This is a genomic window from Winogradskyella flava (assembly GCF_014243395.1).
Taxonomy (GTDB): domain Bacteria; phylum Bacteroidota; class Bacteroidia; order Flavobacteriales; family Flavobacteriaceae; genus Winogradskyella; species Winogradskyella flava.
Genome location: NZ_JACLCP010000001.1, coordinates 1,088,717 through 1,108,344, shown reverse-complemented (window position 1 = coordinate 1,108,344; position 19,628 = coordinate 1,088,717). Strand labels below are relative to the sequence as shown.

Below are 19,628 nucleotides of genomic sequence, written 5' to 3'. Positions count from 1 at the left end.
GATGAATAGTATCAAGATTTTTTCGCCAGCAACAGTAGCCAATGTCTCTTGTGGATATGATGCTATGGGTTTCTCCATGGAAGCTTTAGGCGACGAAATGATATTTACAAAAACAAAAGAGAAATCCGTCATCATCTCTAAAATTGAAGGCGCCGACTTACCTTTTGAAGCCAACAAGAATGTTGTTGGTGTGGTTGCACAACATATGCTTAATGACAGTAAAGCCGACTTTGGACTAGATATTCAAATTTTTAAAAAATTTAAACCTGGAAGTGGATTGGGTAGCTCTGCTGCAAGTGCTTCCGGAACTGCGTTTGCGATCAATACATTATTGAATGGAAAATATTCTAATCTAGAATTGACCAAGTTCGCCATGCAAGGCGAAGTCACAGCTTGCGGATCAGCGATTGCCGATAATGTTGCTGCTGCCATTTATGGCGGTTTTATTTTAGTGAGAAGTTATGAACCTTTGGACATTATCGGTATTCCGACACCATCAAAATTGGTAGCAACTGTGATTCATCCGCAAATTGAAATTAAAACCGAAGCAGCGAGAAAAGTAGTGCCTCAAAACATCCCTGTTAAAACAGCTATTTCGCAATGGGCCAATGTTGGTGGATTAGTAAGTGGCTTATATGCTGAGGATTTTGATCTTATTGGACGCTCTTTGGTGGATTTAGTAGCAGAACCAAACAGAAAAAAACTTATTCCATATTTTGATGAAGTTAAAGAAGCCGCCATTTCAAACGGTGCTTTAGGCGCAGGCATTTCTGGTTCTGGACCTTCCATTTTTGCATTGAGCAAAGGAAAACAAACCGCCAATAAAGTAGCCGAAGCCATGAATACGGTTTATAAAAATTCAGGTATCGATTATAGCATTTATGTCTCTAATATTAGCAAAGCAGGAGCACGTATCATATGAAATATTTTAGTTTAAACCATAAAGCACCGGAAGTATCATTCCAAGACGCTGTCGTCAAAGGTTTGGCACCAGACAAAGGTTTGTACTTTCCGAAAGAGATTCATAAACTTCCAACGTCTTTTTTTGAAACTATCGACACATTAGATCATGTAACTATAGCTTACGAAGCCATTAAGCAATTTGTTGGTGACGAAATACCTGAAAAAGATTTAAAAGAGATTTTAAAGGATGTTTTAAGTTTTGATTTTCCTATTGTGTCCGTTGAAGAAAATATATCTGCCTTGGAGTTATACCATGGACCAACAATGGCGTTCAAGGATGTTGGTGCACGATTCATGGCTAGATGTTTAGGCTATTTTAATAAACAGAAAGACATCAAAGAAGACGTTACAGTATTGGTAGCCACTTCGGGAGATACCGGTGGCGCCGTGGCAAGTGGATTTTTAGGTGTTGATGGCGTCGAAGTTGTCATTCTTTATCCTAGTGGTAAAGTGAGTGATATTCAAGAGAAACAATTGACAACCCTTGGTCAAAATATTACGGCTCTAGAAGTCAATGGCGTTTTTGACGATTGTCAAGACATGGTAAAAAAAGCATTTTTGGATGAGGACTTAAAAACAAAACACAAGCTCACTTCGGCCAACTCTATCAATATAGCACGTTGGCTACCACAAATGTTTTATTTCTTTTTCGCTTATAAAGCATTAAAAAGGAACAATAAAAAATTAGTTTTTTCCGTACCAAGTGGTAATTACGGTAACATTTGTGCCGGGATGATGGCCCAAAGATTAGGACTTCCTATTCATCATTTTGTAACTGGAACAAATGCGAATAATATTGTGCCCGAATATCTGAAAACGGGCACCTATACAACAAAATCTTCCGTACAAACCATATCCAACGCTATGGATGTTGGAGCCCCAAGTAATTTCATCCGTATTGAAGAATTACATCATCATGATTTTAATGCTTTAAAAACCAATTTATCAGGTTATAGTTATACAGATGAACAAACTATTGAAGCCATTAACCATCTAAAAGATAAGCATAATTATATTGCAGATCCGCATGGTGCTATTGGCTATTTGTCACTAAAGAAGTATTTAGAAACAACATATGATGCACAAGGGGTGTTTTTGGAAACAGCGCACCCAATCAAATTTTTACCAGTATTACCAAAAGCGATTAAAGAATCCATAACAATGCCACCACAAATCGAGGCTATTATAGATCGTGAAAAACATAGTCTTAAGATTTCCAACTACGATCAACTCAAAACATACCTACTTCAATAAAAAAAGTACTATGACTTCAAAAAATGACATTCCAGAGCAATTTCAGATTAAAGAAATCTTGAATCAAAACACCTATCTAGTCGGTGGAGAACTGAAAACATGGCGAGGTCAAACATCTGATATTTATTCCACGATATCTTCAACTGAAGCTTATCAACCAACATATTTAGGCACTATTCCTACTTTAGGAAAGAAAGAAGCCATCAGTGCGCTTGATGCCGCAGTAGAAGCCTATGACAAAGGCCAAGGCTTATGGCCAACCATGAAGGTGGTTGATCGTATTGCTTGCATGGAAAAGTTTGTGGAACAAATGAAAACCAAACGTGATGAAGTCGTAAAGCTTTTAATGTGGGAAATAGGGAAAAATTTACCTGATTCGCAAAAGGAATTTGACAGAACTGTAGAATATATCTACGATACTATCGAAGATTATAAAGACATGGATCGCAATAGTGCCAAATTTCAGAAACATGATGGTGTCCATGCACACATTAGAAGAGGGCCTCTTGGTGTTGTACTATGCTTAGGGCCTTACAACTATCCGTTAAATGAAACATTTGCATTGCTGATTCCTGCCATAATCATGGGTAATACGACCATTTTTAAACCTGCAAAATTTGGTGTATTACTCCTATCTCCATTAATTGAGGCATTTCAGAATAGCTTCCCAAAAGGTGTTGTTAATATTATCTATGGAAGAGGTAGAACCGTCGCTGCACCAATTATGCAAACTGGCAAAGTTGACGTTTTGGCTCTCATAGGAAACAGTAAATCTGCAAATGCCTTACAAAATCAACATCCAAAAAGTAATAGACTACGTTTAGTTCTCGGGTTGGAAGCAAAAAATCCCGCCATTGTATTGCCAGATGCGGATTTAGATCTGGCAATATCAGAATGTATTGCTGGCACAACCTCTTTTAATGGTCAGCGTTGTACTGCTCTGAAAGTTTTATATGTCCACGAAGCTATTATTGAAGAATTTAACAAACGTTTTTCTGAAAAAGTCGATACCCTCAAGTTTGGCAATCCATGGGAAGATGGCGCAAAATTAACACCCCTACCTGAACCAGATAAACCTTCATATATTCAAGAGTTAATTGACGATGCGACTGCTAAAGGCGCCTTAGTAATTAATAAAAAAGGCGGTAAAACAACAGAAAATTATATTTTTCCAGCAGTATTATATCCTGTTTCAAAAGACATGAGAGTTTTTCAAGAAGAACAATTTGGGCCAGTGATTCCTGTTGTACCATTTAGTGACATTGAAGAACCATTAAACGACATGGCAGAATCTAATTACGGTCAACAAGTAAGTTTATTTGGAAAAGACGTAAAAACCCTAGCACCATTAATTGATACCTTGGTAAATTTGGTTTGTCGGGTTAATCTTAATAGCTCTTGCCAAAGAGGACCCGACGTATATCCTTTTACAGGTCGTAAGGATTCGGCTGTTGCTACCTTAAGTGTTCATGATGCCTTACGTTCGTTTTCAATTAGAACTTTTGTTGCCTCAAAAGACAATGATTATAACAATGCTATTTTAAAGGATCTACTAGACTCCCGAGCTTCCAACTTTGTGAGCACAGATTATATTCTTTAAATTAAACTATCTATAAATGAGATATTTATAATTTAAAAGTTATTTATTTAGAATGTCATAAATTTTTGAAGAAACCGCATAACATCTATTGCAAATAGAAATTTAATATGTAGTTTAGCTCTATGTTTACACTGAGACACAAGTATAGAGCACCCAGACCCACAGGTCTAAACTTGGCAAAACGCCGCCGCTAATTCTACTATTAGTAACAAACTCTATATTAATTTTTCAACTTTCATCGTGTATAACTCAACTTTCAAATATCAGGTTCAATCCTTAATTATCACTTCAGATAATAGCAAGGTATTGCGTCGCTTTTTTCTGCGTCGCCCGTAAGGGTGAACTTCTATTTTTAGAGCTTAGGTGAGTCCAGCTCTGTTTCCAAACGACAATATCAGTACAAATTTTAAATCTTAATACAATTACAATGGAAATTGTCATTGCTAATAAATCCCATATTATCTATGCAGATATTATCTGCAAAACTATAGAAGAAGCGGCTCAAGTAAGAGGTACTGGAATAGCTAAGCGACAACCAGAATATGTGATTTCTAAAATGGAAAATGGAAATGCAGTCATTGCTCTAGATGGTGACGCATTTGCTGGTTTTTGTTACATCGAAGCGTGGAGTCACGGCAAATTTGTTGCTAATTCTGGCCTGATTGTACATCCAAACTACAGAAATCAAGGTCTAGCTAAAAAAATCAAAAAAGTGATTTTTGAGCATTCAAGAACCAAATTTCCAGATTCTAAAGTCTTTAGTATCACTACGGGTTTGGCTGTGATGAAAATGAACAGTGAACTCGGTTACAAACCCGTAACATTTTCAGAATTAACAGATGACCAAACCTTTTGGAATGGTTGCCAAACTTGCAAAAATTATGATGTTCTACAGCGCACCAACCAAAGTATGTGTTTATGTACTGGCATGCTATACGATCCTTTAAAAGCTAAAGAAATTAATACAAAAGAAAAGGATATTGATAAAAAAGTATGGACAAGATTGAAAAATATCAAACAATCCATGTTCTTAAAAAAAGATAAGAAATGAAAAAATTAGTCATAGCCTATAGCGGTGGATTAGACACATCGTATTGTGCAGTCAGCTTATCAAAAGCTGGTTACGAAGTTCATGCTATAAGCGTAAATACCGGAGGTTTTACTAAAGAAGAAATCAAAACCATAGAAAGTAATGCTTACAAAATGGGTGTATCCACCTATAAGAATATTGATGCTGTTACTTCATATTACCAAAAGGTCATTAAATATTTAATCTTTGGAAACGTATTGAAGAATAATACTTATCCGCTATCCGTAAGTGCAGAACGTATCATTCAAGCGATTGAAATTATTGAATATGCTAAAAGTATTAACGCAAAATATATTGCTCATGGTAGTACAGGAGCTGGAAACGATCAAGTGCGTTTTGATATGATTTTTCAAACACTAGCTCCAGATATAGAAATTATTACACCTATTAGAGATCAGCAATTATCCAGACAAGAAGAAATCGAATACTTAAAAGCAAATGGTATAGACCTGTCCTGGGAAAAAGCACAATATTCTATAAACAAAGGACTTTGGGGCACAAGTGTTGGTGGTGCAGAAACCTTAACTTCTGAGCAACCTCTACCTGAATCGGCATACCCTTCACAATTAAAAAAAGATGGTGAAGAAAAGGTAGCTCTAACTTTTTTAAAGGGAGAATTGATTGCCATAAATGGTATTAAAAAGGCACCTGATGTCAATATTGAAACACTTAATGACCTAGCTTCGGCTTATGCCATTGGTAGGGATATCCATGTTGGCGATACCATAGTTGGTATTAAAGGACGTGTTGGTTTTGAAGCTGCAGCAGCATTAATTATAGTTAAAGCACATCACTTATTAGAAAAACATACACTTACCAAATGGCAATTACAGCATAAGGATTATTTATCCAATTTCTACGGTATGCACCTGCATGAGGGTCAATATTTGGATCCTGTCATGAGAGATATGGAAGCCTTTCTAGAAAGTAGCCAAGAGAAAGTAACTGGTGATGTCGTAGTGACTTTGAAACCTTATCATTTTAATTTGGATGGCATTTCCTCTAAACACGATTTAATGAGTACCAAATTTGGAAGCTATGGTGAAGAAAATAAAGGTTGGACGGCAGAAGAAGCTAAAGGATTCATCAAAATCGTTGGCAACCAGAACAAAATCTATCAACAAGTAAATAACAACTCATGATACAAGTAGGAATAGTTGGTGGTGCAGGTTATACTGCTGGTGAATTGATCAGAATTTTAATTAACCACTCAAAGGCAGAAATCAATTTTATTTACAGCACCTCAAATGCTGGAAATGCTATTGGAAAAGTGCATCAAGACTTAATCGGTGAGAACATAGCATTTTCCAGTGAAATCAACCCAAATGTTGATGTGCTCTTCTTGTGCTTAGGGCATGGTAATTCAAAATCATTTCTAGAACAACATACATTTTCGCAAACGACTAAAATCATTGATTTGAGTAATGATTTTAGATTAGAAAAAGACAAGATATTTAACAATAAAACCTTTGTTTATGGTTTACCAGAGTTAAATAAGGTAGCAATTAAAAGCGCTGACTGTATTGCCAATCCAGGTTGTTTTGCTACAGCCATTCAATTAGGATTATTACCACTGGCCGATGCGAAATTATTGAATAATGATGTGCACATCAACGCAGCAACAGGAGCAACAGGAGCAGGAACATCGCTATCTGCAACAACGCATTTCACTTGGCGCGATAATAATTTTTCATATTACAAACCATTTACGCATCAGCATCTTGGCGAGATTAATCAATCGGTGAAACTATTGCAGTCTAATTTTGATTCGGATATCAATTTTATGCCGAATCGCGGGAATTTTTCACGAGGCATCTTTGCTACACTATACACCAAATTTAATGGCAGTTTAGACGATGCTCAAAAACTGTATTCAGAATTTTATAAGGATGCCAGATTCGTAGTAACTTCAGAAGACAACATCCATTTAAAACAAGTGGTAAACACCAACAAATGTATACTCCATTTACATAAACATGAGGGCAAATTATTGGTAACAAGCATCATTGATAATTTATTAAAAGGTGCATCAGGGCAAGCTGTGCAAAACATGAATCTCATGTTTGATTTTGAAGAAACCGAAGGGTTAAAGTTGAAAGCAACATATTTTTAAATTCTGAGTAAGTACTAATTACTATCCACTAACAACTAACGACTATAACATGAAAATAGCAATCATAGGAACAGGAAATTTAGGCAAATCCATTGCCAAAGGCCTAATAACCAACAATACGATAACGAGTTTATACTTAACCAGAAGACACTTACAGGATGTTCAGGAATTTGATGGTTATAAAAATGTCGTGTTGACCACTGACAATATAGAAGCGGTGAAACAATCGGATATTTTAATCTTCGCTGTTCAACCAGCGCATTTTGAAGCTATATTGAACACTATTAAACTGTATCTCACGGAAAAGCATGTGTTAATCTCTACCATCACAGGTTATGGCATTCAAAATATTGAAAATCAAGTTGGTACCGATAGATTCATTATTAGAGCCATGCCCAACACAGCGATTGCCGTTGGTAAATCTATGACCTGTCTATGCTGTAACACCCAAGGCGAAAAACGTATTAAAATTGCAGAAGCTATTTTTAACGGATTAGGTCATACTTTGTCAATTCCAGAATCACAAATGCAAGCTGCAACTGTAGTTTGTGCAAGTGGTATAGCCTTTTGGATGCGACTTATAAGAGCCACGACACAAGCTGCCATTCAGCTAGGATTTGATGCCAAAGAAGCGCAAGAATTAGCCATGTACACGAGTGAGGGTGCAGCACATCTGTTAATCACCAATGGAAATCATCCTGAAGAAGAGATTGATCGCGTGACTACACCTATGGGCTGCACAATTACAGGTTTAAACCAGATGGAACATAAAGGATTAAGTTCTTCCTTGATTCAAGGTATGGTAGCCTCATTCAATAAAATCAATGCTATAAAAGAGGAACAGATATGAGTTTGTTTAATGTCTACCCATTATTTGATATTACACCTGTAAAGGCTAAGGATGTCTTTGTTTATGACGACATTGGTACCGAATATCTGGATTTATATGGTGGCCATGCCGTGATATCCATTGGACACTCTCATCCACAATATGTGTCTGCTATTTCCAATCAGGTATCCGAATTAGGTTTTTATAGCAACTCTATTCAAAATCCACTACAACTACAATTGGCAAATAAACTAAAAGTGCTTTCTGGCTGTAAAGATTATCAGTTGTTTTTGTGCAATTCTGGAGCAGAAGCCAACGAAAACGCACTTAAACTGGCCTCTTTTCATAATGAAAAGCATAAGGTTTTAGCTTTCCATAATTCATTTCATGGTCGCACCTCCGCAGCCGTTGCTGCAACCGACAACCCTAAAGTCGTTGCACCTCTAAATGCCCAACAAGATGTAGATTTTGCGGCATTAGGTGATTTGATTGCTGTTGAGAATATCTTAAAACAAAACGAAACTTGCGCGGTCATTATCGAATGTATTCAAGGTGTTGGAGGATTGGATGAAAGCACCACCGAATTTTATCAAGGTTTAGAAGTTCTTTGTAAAAAATACAATACAGCTTTAATCGCAGACGAGGTACAATCTGGTTTCGGAAGAACGGGTGATTTCTTCGCATTTCAGAAACACAACATCACACCAGATATTATTTCTATTGCTAAAGGCATGGGTAATGGTTTCCCTGTTGGCGGTATTTTGATTCACCAGAATATAAAAGCCACCTTCGGAATGTTGGGAACAACCTTTGGCGGTAATCATTTGGCCTGTGCGGCTTCGCTTACAGTATTGGAAGTTATAGCATCAGAAAATTTGATGGATAATGCTAAAATGATATCAGCGCATTTTATGGAAAAGGCACAATCAATTCCTCAAATTAAGACAATTAAAGGACGAGGCTTAATGCTTGGGTTGGAGTTTGATTTCCCAATTTCAGAATTACGACGAATACTCATTCATAAACATCACATATTTACAGGAAGTTCAAAAAACCCTAATTTACTGAGGATTCTTCCTCCTTTAACCATACAAATAAAGCACATAAATGCTTTCTTTGACGCACTAAAACAAGAGTTGTAGGATGAAAAAGTATACCGAAATACAGGACATTTCAAATCTATCAGAAACAATAAAGGAAGCCATATTATTAAAAATGACGCCTTTTGAATTTCAAGATTTAGGAAAACATAAAACCCTGATGATGCTATTTTTTAATTCGAGCTTACGCACACGTTTAAGCACTGAAAAAGCAGCAAAAAACTTAGGCATGAACGTTATGGTTTTAAACGTCAATGATGCTTGGAATTTAGAATTCGAAGATGGAACGATTATGAATACCAATACTTCAGAACACATTAAGGAAGCGGCACAAGTCATCTCACAATATGCAGATATCATTGCAGTTAGAGCATTTCCAAGCTTAACAGACAAAGAAAAAGATAAGTCGGAATTTGTGATGAACAGTTTTATTAAATACGCAACAGTACCAATAGTGAATATGGAAAGTGCGACTGGACATCCGTTGCAAGCATTAACTGACGCAATCACCGTTTCAGAATTAGCGGAAAAGGCAAGGCCAAAAGTAGTGTTATCATGGGCACCACATCCTAAAGCTTTACCACAAGCTGTAGCCAATTCTTTTGTTGAAGTTATGCAACAAATGGATGTTGATTTAACAATTACCCATCCTAAAGGTTACGATTTGAATCCAGAGATCACTAAAAACACACCAATAAATTACAATCAAGAGAAAGCATTTAAAAATGCCGACTTTGTTTATGCAAAAAACTGGAGTAGTTATAGTGATTACGGCAAAGTCATTCATCACGATAAAAATTGGATGATTACCAAAGAAAAGTTAGGTGATGCAAAATTTATGCATTGCTTACCTGTGAGACGAAATGTTGTGGTTGAAGATTCGGTTTTAGATGGCGATAGTTCCGTGGTCATTCAACAAGCAAATAATAGAACCTATGCCGCTCAAGTAGTTTTGAAACAGATATTAGAAAAATTATAAATTTTGTCCGGTCGAGCGCAGTCGAGACCTTAATAACGTCTCGACTCCACTCGAGGAGACAGAAATATTAAATATGCAAACACTAAAAGTCATAAAAATAGGTGGAAACATTATCGATAACGATGATGCATTACAACAATTTTTAAAAGATTTCGCAACTATAAAGGCTCCTAAGATCCTAGTTCATGGCGGTGGGAAATTAGCCACAAAACTTGCTAATCAAATGCAAGTTGAAGTAAAGATGATTGAGGGCAGACGCATTACTGATGTCGACACCTTGGACATCATCACTATGGTTTACGCTGGCAAAATAAACAAGCATATTGTTGCGAGTTTACAAGCCCACAATTGTAATGCTATTGGATTTTCAGGTGCAGATGGTAATACTATTGTTTCTGACAAAAGACCTATAAATACTATTGATTATGGCTTTGTTGGTGATGTCAAACAAGTCAATACAGAAGCTTTGGAAGTACTTCTAAACAATGCCATTGCGCCAGTATTCTGCGCGATTACACATGATACTAACGGACAATTACTTAACACAAATGCAGATACTATTGCATCGGAATTAGCCATTGGTTTATCAAAACTATTTAAAACCGAATTATATTACTGTTTCGAAAAGAATGGGGTTTTAAAATCCATAGACGATGACAATTCAGTAATAACCTCCATCACTACTGAAAACGTAAAAGCATTGATTAGTGATGGTATAATTTCAGACGGTATGTTACCAAAAGTTAATAACTGTATACATGCTGTATCTAACCATGTCCAAAAAGTTTGTATTGGCAAACCAAGTATGCTTTTTGATTCTAACACCAAACATACAACGATTAGCAAATGATAGAAAGACTTACAACGGAAGCTATACAGCTTCTAAAAACACTCATAGAAACACCATCATTTTCGTCTGAAGAAGACCAAACAGCGATGCATATTGAGCAATGGTTTCAAAATGAAAATATACCTTATAAACGCACTAACAATAATGTTTGGTCCATCAATACCCATTTTGACGAATCTAAACCGACATTATTATTAAACTCACATCACGATACGGTTAAACCCAATAATGGTTACACCAAAGATCCTTTCAAGGCCATTGTTGACGATGGAAAATTATATGGTCTTGGCAGTAATGATGCCGGTGGATGCTTAGTTTCTTTGTTGGCTACGTTTGCCTATTTTCATAATAAAAAAGACTTGAATTACAATCTAGTCATAGTTGCTTCTGCCGAAGAAGAAAGCAGTGGCGACAAGGGTTTAAATAGTATGTTGTCTATTATTCCAAAAGTAGATGTTGCTATTGTAGGAGAGCCCACACTGATGAATTTAGCAGTTGCCGAAAAAGGCCTAGTAGTATTTGATGCTGTCGTAAAAGGCACGCCGAGTCATGCCGCACATCCTAATGATAATAATGCCATATATAATACCATCTCGGTATTGGAATGGTTTAAAAATTATAGGTTTGAAAAATCATCGGAAGTTTTGGGTGAGGTAAAAATGACAGTGACACAAATCAATGCTGGAAAACAGCATAATGCAGTTCCGGCAGATGTGAAATTGGTGGTAGATGTCCGTGTTAATGATAAATACTCCAACCAAGAGATTGTAGAGATTCTAAAAAAAGAAGCACCATGCGACAGCATCATTCCTAGAAGTACTAAATTAAATTCGTCATCCATTCCCATCGATCATCCATTGGTGATTGCAGGTGTGGAAATTGGCAGGAGTACTTATGGATCGCCTACACTATCCGATCAAGCTATTTTAAGTTGTCCATCTTTAAAGCTAGGACCAGGCGATAGTACTCGATCGCATAGTGCTGATGAGTTTATTTATTTAAATGAAATTGAAAAGGGCATTAAAATTTATATTGAATTATTAGAACGTGTGTTATGAAATTTTCGTCAGTTTGAGTGTTCCGACTTATAGTCGGAATGTATCGAAAACAAGAAAATAATTAACTTCTCGATACAATTCTGATTGCATCAGAATCACTCGAAGTGACAGTCAAAAAACAGAAATAGCTTCTCGATAAATCCTGAAACAAGTTCAGGATACTCGAAGTGACAAAAAACATAAAGTTTAACTAAAAAAGAACGTAGGAATTCCTGCTTTCGCAATAACAAGATGAAACTCTGGGATAAAGGTACAAGCATAGATAAAAAAATAGAGCATTTCACTGTAGGCAATGACCGAGAAATTGACTTTCATATTGCCAAATATGATATCGAAGCTTCAGTAGCTCACGCCAAAATGTTGCAAACAATTGGCATTTTAACTGCTGAAGAATTAGAACAGCTAGAAAGTGGCTTGGCCGATTTAGCGACTCAAATAGAAAACGGAACTTTTACTATCGAATCCCAATTTGAGGATGTGCATTCTAAAATTGAATTCGAACTCACCAAGACTTTAGGAGAGGTTGGTAAAAAAATACATACGGCACGTTCTAGAAACGATCAGGTTTTAGTGGCTTTACATCTATTTTACAAAGCACAGTTAGGTGATATTAAAATTAAAACCAAAACCTTTTTTGAGACCCTTTTAAAATTAGCGGAAACGCATAAAAGCAGTTTGCTTCCGGGTTATACTCATTTGCAGGTTGCTATGCCATCGTCCTTTGGATTATGGTTTTCAGCCTACGCGGAAGTATTAATTGATGATGTTTATTTATTGGATGCTGCCACTAAAACCGTTGATCAAAATCCTTTGGGTTCTGCCGCAGGCTATGGCAGTTCGTTCCCTATTGATAGAGATATCACCACCAAAGCACTCGGTTTTTCAACATTAAAATATAATGTAGTTGCTGCACAAATGAGCCGAGGAAAAAGTGAACGTACCATTGCCTTAGCTTTAGGAAGTTTAGGAAATACCTTAGCGCGTTTTGCTATGGATATTTGTTTATATATGAGTCAAAATTTTGGGTTTATATCCTTTCCTGAAGAGCTGACCACAGGAAGCAGCATTATGCCACATAAAAAGAATCCAGATGTTTTTGAATTGATACGTGGCAAGTGCAATAAAATTCAAGCGTTACATCATGAAATGGTGTTAATTACCAATAATCTGCCTAGTGGCTACCATAGGGATTTTCAACTATTAAAAGAAAACATGATTGCTGCCATTATCGATATAGAAGCTATTTTAGACATTTTCGATTATGCTATTCAACAAATTATAGTGAAAGATGTTGACCTTAACGATGACAAATACAAATACCTGTTTACGGTAGATAGTATTAATAACTTGGTGGTTGATGGCATGTCGTTTAGGGAAGCATATCAACACATTGGTAGCCAAGTTCAAAACGATACCTATCAACCTAATTTAGGTAAAGAACATTCGCATATTGGAAGTATTCATAATTTATGTTTAGATGCGATTCGCACCAAGTTTCCTAAATAATAAAAGCACCTGAAATCAGGTGCCTTTGTGCCTACTCTAACACTAGTTATCCCTTTAGAATTATAGAAGTAGAACACTTATAATTATACTCTCGGCAGATCACTATCATCTTTAAGTGGTAAATGGGATTCGCCCATTAAATAGGCATCTACATGATGCGCGGCTTGACGTCCTTCTGATATGGCCCAAACAATCAGCGACTGTCCGCGACGCATATCACCAGCCGCAAAAATACCAGGAACATTCGTTGCATAGTTCTTGGTAGAAGCGTCAATATTCGTTCTAAAGTCCATATTGAGACCAAATTGCTCAGCCAAGGTCATTTCTGCACCTGTAAAGCCGAGGGCCAACAGTGTCAATTCGCATTTCCATTCTTTTTCCGTGCCTTCAATCTCTTTGAGTTGTGGACGTTCGCCAGGTTTAAAAATCCACTCCACCTCAACGGTTTTCAAGGCTTTTAGATTTCCATCTTTGTCTCCAATAAATTCCTTGGTAGAAATACTAAAAAAACGCTCCACACCTTCTTGATGCGATGATGTTGTTTTCAACTTCATAGGCCAATAAGGCCAAGGTTGATGTGCTGGACGACCCTCTGTGGGTTTACTCAAAATTTCAAAATTAGTCACTGATGTTGCACCATGACGATTGGACGTACCTATGCAATCACTTCCCGTATCGCCTCCTCCAATGACAATCACATTTTTACCTTTTGCAGAGATAATCTCATCGAAATCTTTTAATCCATCTACATACTCATTATTCTTTTTCAAGAAATCCATAGCCTGTACTACACCGTTTAAATCAGCACCAGGAATAGGAATATGTCGCCTTACTGTAGCACCACCACATAACACAATAGCATCAAATTCGTCTTTTAGTTTGTTGGCATCGACATTTTCACCTACATGCGCATTCGTTTTAAATACAATACCCTCTTCCTCTAATACTTTAACACGTCTATCAATAACGTGCTTTTCCATCTTAAAATCCGGAATACCATATCGTAATAGTCCACCAACTTTTTCATCACGTTCAAAAACAGTAACCGTATGTCCTGCTCTATTTAATTGTTGTGCAGCTGCCAAACCAGCCGGACCAGATCCTATAACTGCAACTGTTTTATCGGTTCTTAGTTTTGGAGGATTGGCCGTAATCCATCCATTTTTAAAGGCGGTCTCAACGATATTTTTTTCAATGTTCTCAATGGTTACGGGATCCTCGTTAATCCCAAGCACACAGGCTTCTTCACATGGTGCTGGACATAATCTACCCGTAAATTCTGGAAAGTTATTCGTCTTATGTAAGATGTCGATAGCCTCTTCCCACTTCCCTTTATACACTTTATCATTAAAGTCTGGTATAAAATTACCTAGTGGACAACCACTATGGCAAAAAGGAATACCACAATCCATACATCTCGCACCTTGATCCTTTAACTTTTGTTCTTTCAGCGGAATTGTAAATTCCTCATAATTTCCAATACGCTTCTTTGGTGCTACATAGCTTTCGTCCTCTCTCTTATACTCTAAAAACCCTGTTGTCTTTCCCATAATCTAAGCTATTTCTAATTGTTCTTGTTCTAATCTTAATAAGGCCTGTCTGTACTCTTCTGGAAGTACTTTTTTGAATTTTGGAAGATTATTTTTCCAATCATCCAAAAGTCGTCTTGCCAATGGACTTCCTGTTGCTAGAAAGTGATTTTCAACTAATTGTTCCAGTTGTACTTGATCTTCAACATCTTTCATTGGATCGATATTTAAATCCGATCCATTACAGTATTGCTCAAAGGTATTATCAGCATCAAAAACGTAGGCAATGCCACCACTCATTCCTGCTCCAAAATTTCGTCCTACTTTACCTAAAATCACGGCAACACCACCAGTCATATACTCACAACCGTGGTCACCAATACCTTCTACAACAGCCATGGCACCAGAATTTCTTACACAAAAACGCTCTCCGGCCTTTCCATTAATATAGACTTCACCAGCAGTTGCGCCATAAAGGGTCACGTTTCCTGTGATGATATTATCTTCAGGAACGATGGTACTTTCTGATGGGACTTTGATAATTAATTTTCCGCCAGATAAGCCCTTTCCTAAATAATCATTAGTATTTCCATGAACCGTCATGCTTACGCCTTTCGTAGTAAATGCGCCAAAACTTTGACCTGCCGAACCACTAAAATCTATATTAATGGTATCTTCTGGCAAGCCTTGAGCACCATAAATTTTTGAGATCTCATTGCTAACAATAGCACCTACCGCCCTATCAATATTTGTAATTGGTAACTCTAAATGTGTTTGTTGTCTTCGGAATAATGCTTGGTGCGCTTGCTTTATAATTTTAAAATCTAAATGCGTCTCCAAGTTATGATCTTGCTGCTCTGTATTATAGAGCTTTACATCTTCTGTCACATCGACTTTATGAAGAATAGGTGTTAGGTCTATACCAGAAGCTTTATAATGCTCAATCGCCTTATTTCGGTTGAGCTTCTGTGCTTGACCAACCATCTCGTTGACCGTTCTAAATCCAAGTTTCGCCATAATTTCTCGCAACTCCTGTGCAACGAAATACATATAATTAACCACATGCTCTGGCTTACCCTTGAACTTCTTTCGTAATTCTGGATTTTGAGTCGCAATACCAACTGGACAGGTGTTTAAATGACATACGCGCATCATGATGCAGCCTGAAGCTACTAATGGTGCTGTTGCGAAACCAAACTCTTCGGCACCTAACAAACAAGCAATCGCTACGTCTCGCCCCGTCTTTAACTGACCATCACACTCCAAGACCACGCGGTTTCTCAAATCGTTCATCACCAAAGTCTGCTGGGCCTCAGCAATACCTAATTCCCAAGGTAAACCTGCATGACGTAAGGATGTTAAAGGTGATGCTCCTGTACCACCATCAAAACCAGATACTAGAATCACATCTGCCTTGGCTTTTGCCACACCTGCCGCTACGGTTCCTACACCAACTTCAGACACCAACTTTACATTAATACGTGCTTCTCGGTTCGCAGATTTCACATCATAAATAAGTTGTGATAAATCTTCAATGGAATAGATATCATGATGTGGTGGCGGCGAAATTAAACCTACATAAGGTGTCGAATTTCTTGTTTTGGCAATTTCAGGATTTACTTTCGCTCCTGGTAATTGACCTCCTTCTCCTGGTTTTGCGCCTTGTGCGATCTTAATTTGAATTTCGTTGGCATTGGTCAAATAATTCGACGTTACTCCAAAGCGTCCTGAAGCCACTTGCTTTATTGCCGAATTTCGCCAATCGCCTTGCGAGCTCTTATAAAAGCGCTCTTGATCTTCTCCACCTTCTCCTGAGTTGGATTTACCACCTATTCTGTTCATGGCAATGGCTAAGTTTTCGTGAGCCTCTTTACTAATAGACCCATAAGACATGGCTCCCGTTTTAAAACGCTTCACTATTTCCGTCCAAGGCTCAACTTCCTCCAATGGAATTGGATCAAACTGATCGAACTCAAACATGCCTCTTAAGGTCATTAGGTTTTTAGATTGGTTATTTACCAATTCTGAATATTCCTTAAAGGTTGAAGCCTTATTCGTTCTTACAGATTCTTGAAGTTTAGCAACCGTCAATGGATTAAACATATGTTTTTCCTGCCCTCTTCGCCATCTGTAATCGCCACCTACTTCAATATCAATATTGGTATCATTGATTTGAAATGCTTTTTTGTGACGCTTTACAATTTCTTGTTCTATCTCTCTTAATCCTATACCTTCAATACGTGTTGGTGTATTAGGGAAATACTTTTCGACCGTAGCTTTGTTAATCCCAATACATTCAAATAACTGTGAGCCACGATAGGAGTTTAAAGTTGAAATTCCAATCTTATTCATCACCTTTAAAATACCCTTACCAATGGCCTTATTATAATTCTTAATGGCAGTGAGATATTCTAAATCAGTAACATCCTTATTATGTATTTGCTCTTGAACGATCTCATTTACGATGTAAGGATTCACTGCACTTGCACCAAAACCAAACAACAAGGCAAAGTGATGTACCTCTCTTGGTTCTGCCGACTCTATAATCAGGCTGATTTTAGATCGTTTTTTTAACTTATGTAAGGCGTGATTCAAATAAGAACAAGCGAGAAGTGCGGGTATTGGCGCATGATTCTCATCGACATATCTATCAGAAAGAATGATAATATTCGCCCCTTCGTCTATAGCTTTTGAAGCCTTAGTTACTAAATTTTCAAGAGCAACTTCTAATTCATTCAAACCACGATTCACCTCATAAAGCATAGAAATGGATTCTATCTTAAAATCTGGATTAGAATCGTAGTTTCGAATTTTGTCTAAATCGTGTTTTGAAATAACAGGATTTTGAATTTTTAGCTTTTTACAATGCTCTGGACTGATATCAAAAAGGTTAACATCGCTACCTAATGTTAGACTAATATCCGTAATCAATTCTTCCCTAATACCATCTAAAGGCGGGTTTGTAACCTGAGCAAACAATTGCTTAAAATAATTATACACCAATTGCGGACGTTCGGACAAGACAGCAATAGGCGCATCGCTTCCCATAGAACCAATGGGTTCTTTTGCTAACTGAGCCATTGGACGAATAATGGTATTTAAATCTTCCTGAGTGTAACCAAAAACAATTTCTCGTTTCTTTAATTCTATTTCATCATAATTAATAGGTCCTTTTTTTGCTGAAAGATCTCTAAGATGTACCAAATTATCATTGAGCCATTTTCTGTAAGGATGTTTCGTGGCGATTTTCTCTTTAATTTCTTCGTCATTGACGATACGTCCTTCATTCATATTCACCAAGAACATTTTCCCAGGCTCTAAACGGCCATGATATTCTACATTTTCTGGCCTTATATCCACAACTCCAGTCTCTGAAGACATGATGACATTGCCGTTTTTAGTTACCGTATAGCGCGATGGCCGTAAACCATTACGATCTAATACAGCACCTATATAATTACCATCCGTAAACGGTATGGAAGCTGGTCCATCCCAAGGCTCCATTAGACAAGAGTTATACTCGTAAAACGCTTTTTTAGCATCAGACATATTTGGGTTTTTCTCCCAAGCCTCTGGTACTAGCATCATCATTGCCTCTGGCAATGAACGACCAGTCATGAGCAATAATTCTACAACCATGTCCAGTGTTGCGGAATCCGATTTACCTTTTAATATGGTAGGTAGTATCTTTTTTATATCATCACCAAAAGCATCACTTTTCATGATTTCCTCACGTGAAAACATCCGTGATACATTTCCTCTTAATGTATTAATCTCTCCGTTATGACAGATATATCTGAAAGGCTGTGCCAAATCCCAAGTTGGAAATGTATTTGTTGAGAAACGCTGATGCACCAAAGCTAAACGTGTGTCCAAAGCTGAATTGAACAAATCCAAATAGTACTCATTAATATGCTCTGGCTTTAGCAGACCTTTAAATATGATAATTTTAGTTGATAAACTTGGTAAGTAAAAGAATTGCGATTCTGATAATTTTGAATTGTATATTTTATGCTCTGCTATCTTTCGTGCGGCAAATAATTTTAAGTTAAATTCCCTATCGGTCTGCTCATCATGTGACTTCCCAATAAAAATCTGCTTCACAAAAGGCTCCGTAACCTTGGCGATGTCGCCCAGTATTTCTGAATTTACAGGAACGTCTCTCCAACCAATTAATCTTAAGTCTTGATTTTCAATTTCCTTTTCAAAAACATCAATGCAAAACTGACGTTGATTGTCCTTTCTTGGAAGGAACACATTACTAACCGCATATTGCCCGGCTTCAGGCAATTCAAAATCACAAAAAATCTTGAAGAATTTATGTGGAATATCAATTAATATTCCTGCACCATCACCTGTAACGCCATCAGAGCTTACCGCACCACGATGTTCCAATTTTACTAAGATTTCTAGAGCTTTGTGGATAATGTCATTTGATCGTTTTCCTGTCAGGCTACATATAAAACCAGCACCACAATTATCGTGTTCAAATTCTGGCAAATACAATCCTTGTTTCTTCAGCATAATTCAAAAATTTTCGAGGGTTTTTCATACCACATTATAACCCTAATATAGAATCAAGAATTCGATTAAAAAAAAAGTCAAAACACTTTTTCCAAATTGATAATAAAGGGCTATTTAAATAGAAAAATGGCAATTTTTGCCCTATAAATTAACGATACAGCAACAGAAAATTTTTTATTAAAAAGTGTTAAATATTACGAAAACGTTTTCGGAAATGGCTTTTGAATAAAAAA

The 19,628-nt window shown here is 37.0% G+C and carries 14 protein-coding genes; 12 read left to right on the top strand and 2 right to left on the bottom strand.

Annotation, left to right across the window (positions count from 1 at the left end):
• The first annotated feature begins 1 nt into the window (after position 1).
• The 12 genes from H7F21_RS04905 (at position 2) to argH (ending at position 13,342) form a co-directional block, all read left to right on the top strand.
• The gene (locus tag H7F21_RS04905; protein WP_185788095.1) at positions 2–922 is read left to right on the top strand and encodes a homoserine kinase; all 921 of its coding nucleotides are present in this window, start codon (positions 2–4) and stop codon (positions 920–922) included.
• Positions 919–2,217 (top strand): threonine synthase, encoded by a 1,299-nt coding sequence (thrC, locus tag H7F21_RS04900; RefSeq protein ID WP_185788094.1) that lies wholly within the window; start codon positions 919–921, stop codon positions 2,215–2,217. The genes H7F21_RS04905 and thrC overlap by 4 nt, the downstream gene beginning before the upstream one ends.
• Before the next feature lie 10 nt (positions 2,218–2,227).
• Positions 2,228–3,817, top strand: coding sequence for an NADP-dependent glyceraldehyde-3-phosphate dehydrogenase (locus H7F21_RS04895; protein WP_185788093.1), 1,590 nt, complete (start codon positions 2,228–2,230; stop codon positions 3,815–3,817).
• Between the two features lie 427 nt (positions 3,818–4,244).
• The gene (locus tag H7F21_RS04890) at positions 4,245–4,868 is read left to right on the top strand and encodes a GNAT family N-acetyltransferase (protein WP_185788092.1); all 624 of its coding nucleotides are present in this window, start codon (positions 4,245–4,247) and stop codon (positions 4,866–4,868) included.
• Entirely contained in the window at positions 4,865–6,049 is a 1,185-nt protein-coding gene (locus H7F21_RS04885; RefSeq protein ID WP_185788091.1) for an argininosuccinate synthase, read from the top strand. Before H7F21_RS04890 ends, H7F21_RS04885 begins: the two co-directional genes overlap by 4 nt.
• On the top strand, positions 6,046–7,020 hold the full coding sequence (argC, locus tag H7F21_RS04880; RefSeq protein ID WP_185788090.1) for an N-acetyl-gamma-glutamyl-phosphate reductase: 975 nt from the start codon (positions 6,046–6,048) through the stop codon (positions 7,018–7,020). Before H7F21_RS04885 ends, argC begins: the two co-directional genes overlap by 4 nt.
• A 49-nt stretch (positions 7,021–7,069) precedes the next feature.
• Positions 7,070–7,870, top strand: a complete 801-nt coding sequence (gene proC, locus H7F21_RS04875) for a pyrroline-5-carboxylate reductase (RefSeq protein ID WP_185788089.1) — start codon at positions 7,070–7,072, stop codon at positions 7,868–7,870.
• Positions 7,867–8,991 (top strand): aspartate aminotransferase family protein, encoded by a 1,125-nt coding sequence (locus H7F21_RS04870; protein ID WP_185788088.1) that lies wholly within the window; start codon positions 7,867–7,869, stop codon positions 8,989–8,991. Before proC ends, H7F21_RS04870 begins: the two co-directional genes overlap by 4 nt.
• 1 nt (position 8,992) lies before the next feature.
• A complete protein-coding gene (locus H7F21_RS04865; RefSeq protein ID WP_185788087.1) occupies positions 8,993–9,928 on the top strand; it encodes a Rossmann-fold NAD(P)-binding domain-containing protein in 936 nt (311 codons plus the stop codon).
• A gap of 73 nt (positions 9,929–10,001) precedes the next feature.
• On the top strand, positions 10,002–10,778 hold the full coding sequence (gene argB / locus H7F21_RS04860) for an acetylglutamate kinase (RefSeq protein WP_185788086.1): 777 nt from the start codon (positions 10,002–10,004) through the stop codon (positions 10,776–10,778).
• Complete coding sequence (locus tag H7F21_RS04855) at positions 10,775–11,836, top strand: M20 family metallo-hydrolase (RefSeq protein ID WP_185788085.1); 1,062 nt, start codon at positions 10,775–10,777, stop codon at positions 11,834–11,836. The genes argB and H7F21_RS04855 overlap by 4 nt, the downstream gene beginning before the upstream one ends.
• 231 nt (positions 11,837–12,067) lie before the next feature.
• Positions 12,068–13,342, top strand: a complete 1,275-nt coding sequence (gene argH, locus H7F21_RS04850; RefSeq protein ID WP_185788084.1) for an argininosuccinate lyase — start codon at positions 12,068–12,070, stop codon at positions 13,340–13,342.
• Between the two features lie 83 nt (positions 13,343–13,425).
• On the opposite strand, the gene H7F21_RS04845 is transcribed toward argH, so the two are convergent.
• Both H7F21_RS04845 and gltB read right to left on the bottom strand, forming a co-directional pair.
• On the bottom strand, positions 13,426–14,892 hold the full coding sequence (locus H7F21_RS04845; RefSeq protein WP_185788083.1) for a glutamate synthase subunit beta: 1,467 nt from the start codon (positions 14,890–14,892) through the stop codon (positions 13,426–13,428).
• 3 nt (positions 14,893–14,895) lie between these two features.
• Positions 14,896–19,395: a glutamate synthase large subunit gene (gltB, locus tag H7F21_RS04840; protein ID WP_221892428.1), complete on the bottom strand. Its 4,500-nt coding sequence runs from the start codon at positions 19,393–19,395 to the stop codon at positions 14,896–14,898.
• Between the last annotated feature and the right edge of the window lie 233 nt (positions 19,396–19,628).

Excerpts from the sequence above, each read along its gene's own strand:
- argH (WP_185788084.1), top strand. The coding sequence starts at position 12,068 with ATGAAACTCTGGGATAAAGGTACAAGCATAGATAAAAAAATAGAGCAT.
- H7F21_RS04890 (WP_185788092.1), top strand. The coding sequence starts at position 4,245 with ATGGAAATTGTCATTGCTAATAAATCCCATATTATCTATGCAGATATT.
- H7F21_RS04885 (WP_185788091.1), top strand. The coding sequence starts at position 4,865 with ATGAAAAAATTAGTCATAGCCTATAGCGGTGGATTAGACACATCGTAT.
- H7F21_RS04905 (WP_185788095.1), top strand. The coding sequence starts at position 2 with ATGAATAGTATCAAGATTTTTTCGCCAGCAACAGTAGCCAATGTCTCT.
- argB (WP_185788086.1), top strand. The coding sequence starts at position 10,002 with ATGCAAACACTAAAAGTCATAAAAATAGGTGGAAACATTATCGATAAC.
- gltB (WP_221892428.1), bottom strand. The coding sequence starts at position 19,395 with ATGCTGAAGAAACAAGGATTGTATTTGCCAGAATTTGAACACGATAAT.
- H7F21_RS04865 (WP_185788087.1), top strand. The coding sequence starts at position 8,993 with ATGAAAAAGTATACCGAAATACAGGACATTTCAAATCTATCAGAAACA.
- H7F21_RS04855 (WP_185788085.1), top strand. The coding sequence starts at position 10,775 with ATGATAGAAAGACTTACAACGGAAGCTATACAGCTTCTAAAAACACTC.
- H7F21_RS04895 (WP_185788093.1), top strand. The coding sequence starts at position 2,228 with ATGACTTCAAAAAATGACATTCCAGAGCAATTTCAGATTAAAGAAATC.
- proC (WP_185788089.1), top strand. The coding sequence starts at position 7,070 with ATGAAAATAGCAATCATAGGAACAGGAAATTTAGGCAAATCCATTGCC.
- argC (WP_185788090.1), top strand. The coding sequence starts at position 6,046 with ATGATACAAGTAGGAATAGTTGGTGGTGCAGGTTATACTGCTGGTGAA.
- thrC (WP_185788094.1), top strand. The coding sequence starts at position 919 with ATGAAATATTTTAGTTTAAACCATAAAGCACCGGAAGTATCATTCCAA.
- H7F21_RS04870 (WP_185788088.1), top strand. The coding sequence starts at position 7,867 with ATGAGTTTGTTTAATGTCTACCCATTATTTGATATTACACCTGTAAAG.
- H7F21_RS04845 (WP_185788083.1), bottom strand. The coding sequence starts at position 14,892 with ATGGGAAAGACAACAGGGTTTTTAGAGTATAAGAGAGAGGACGAAAGC.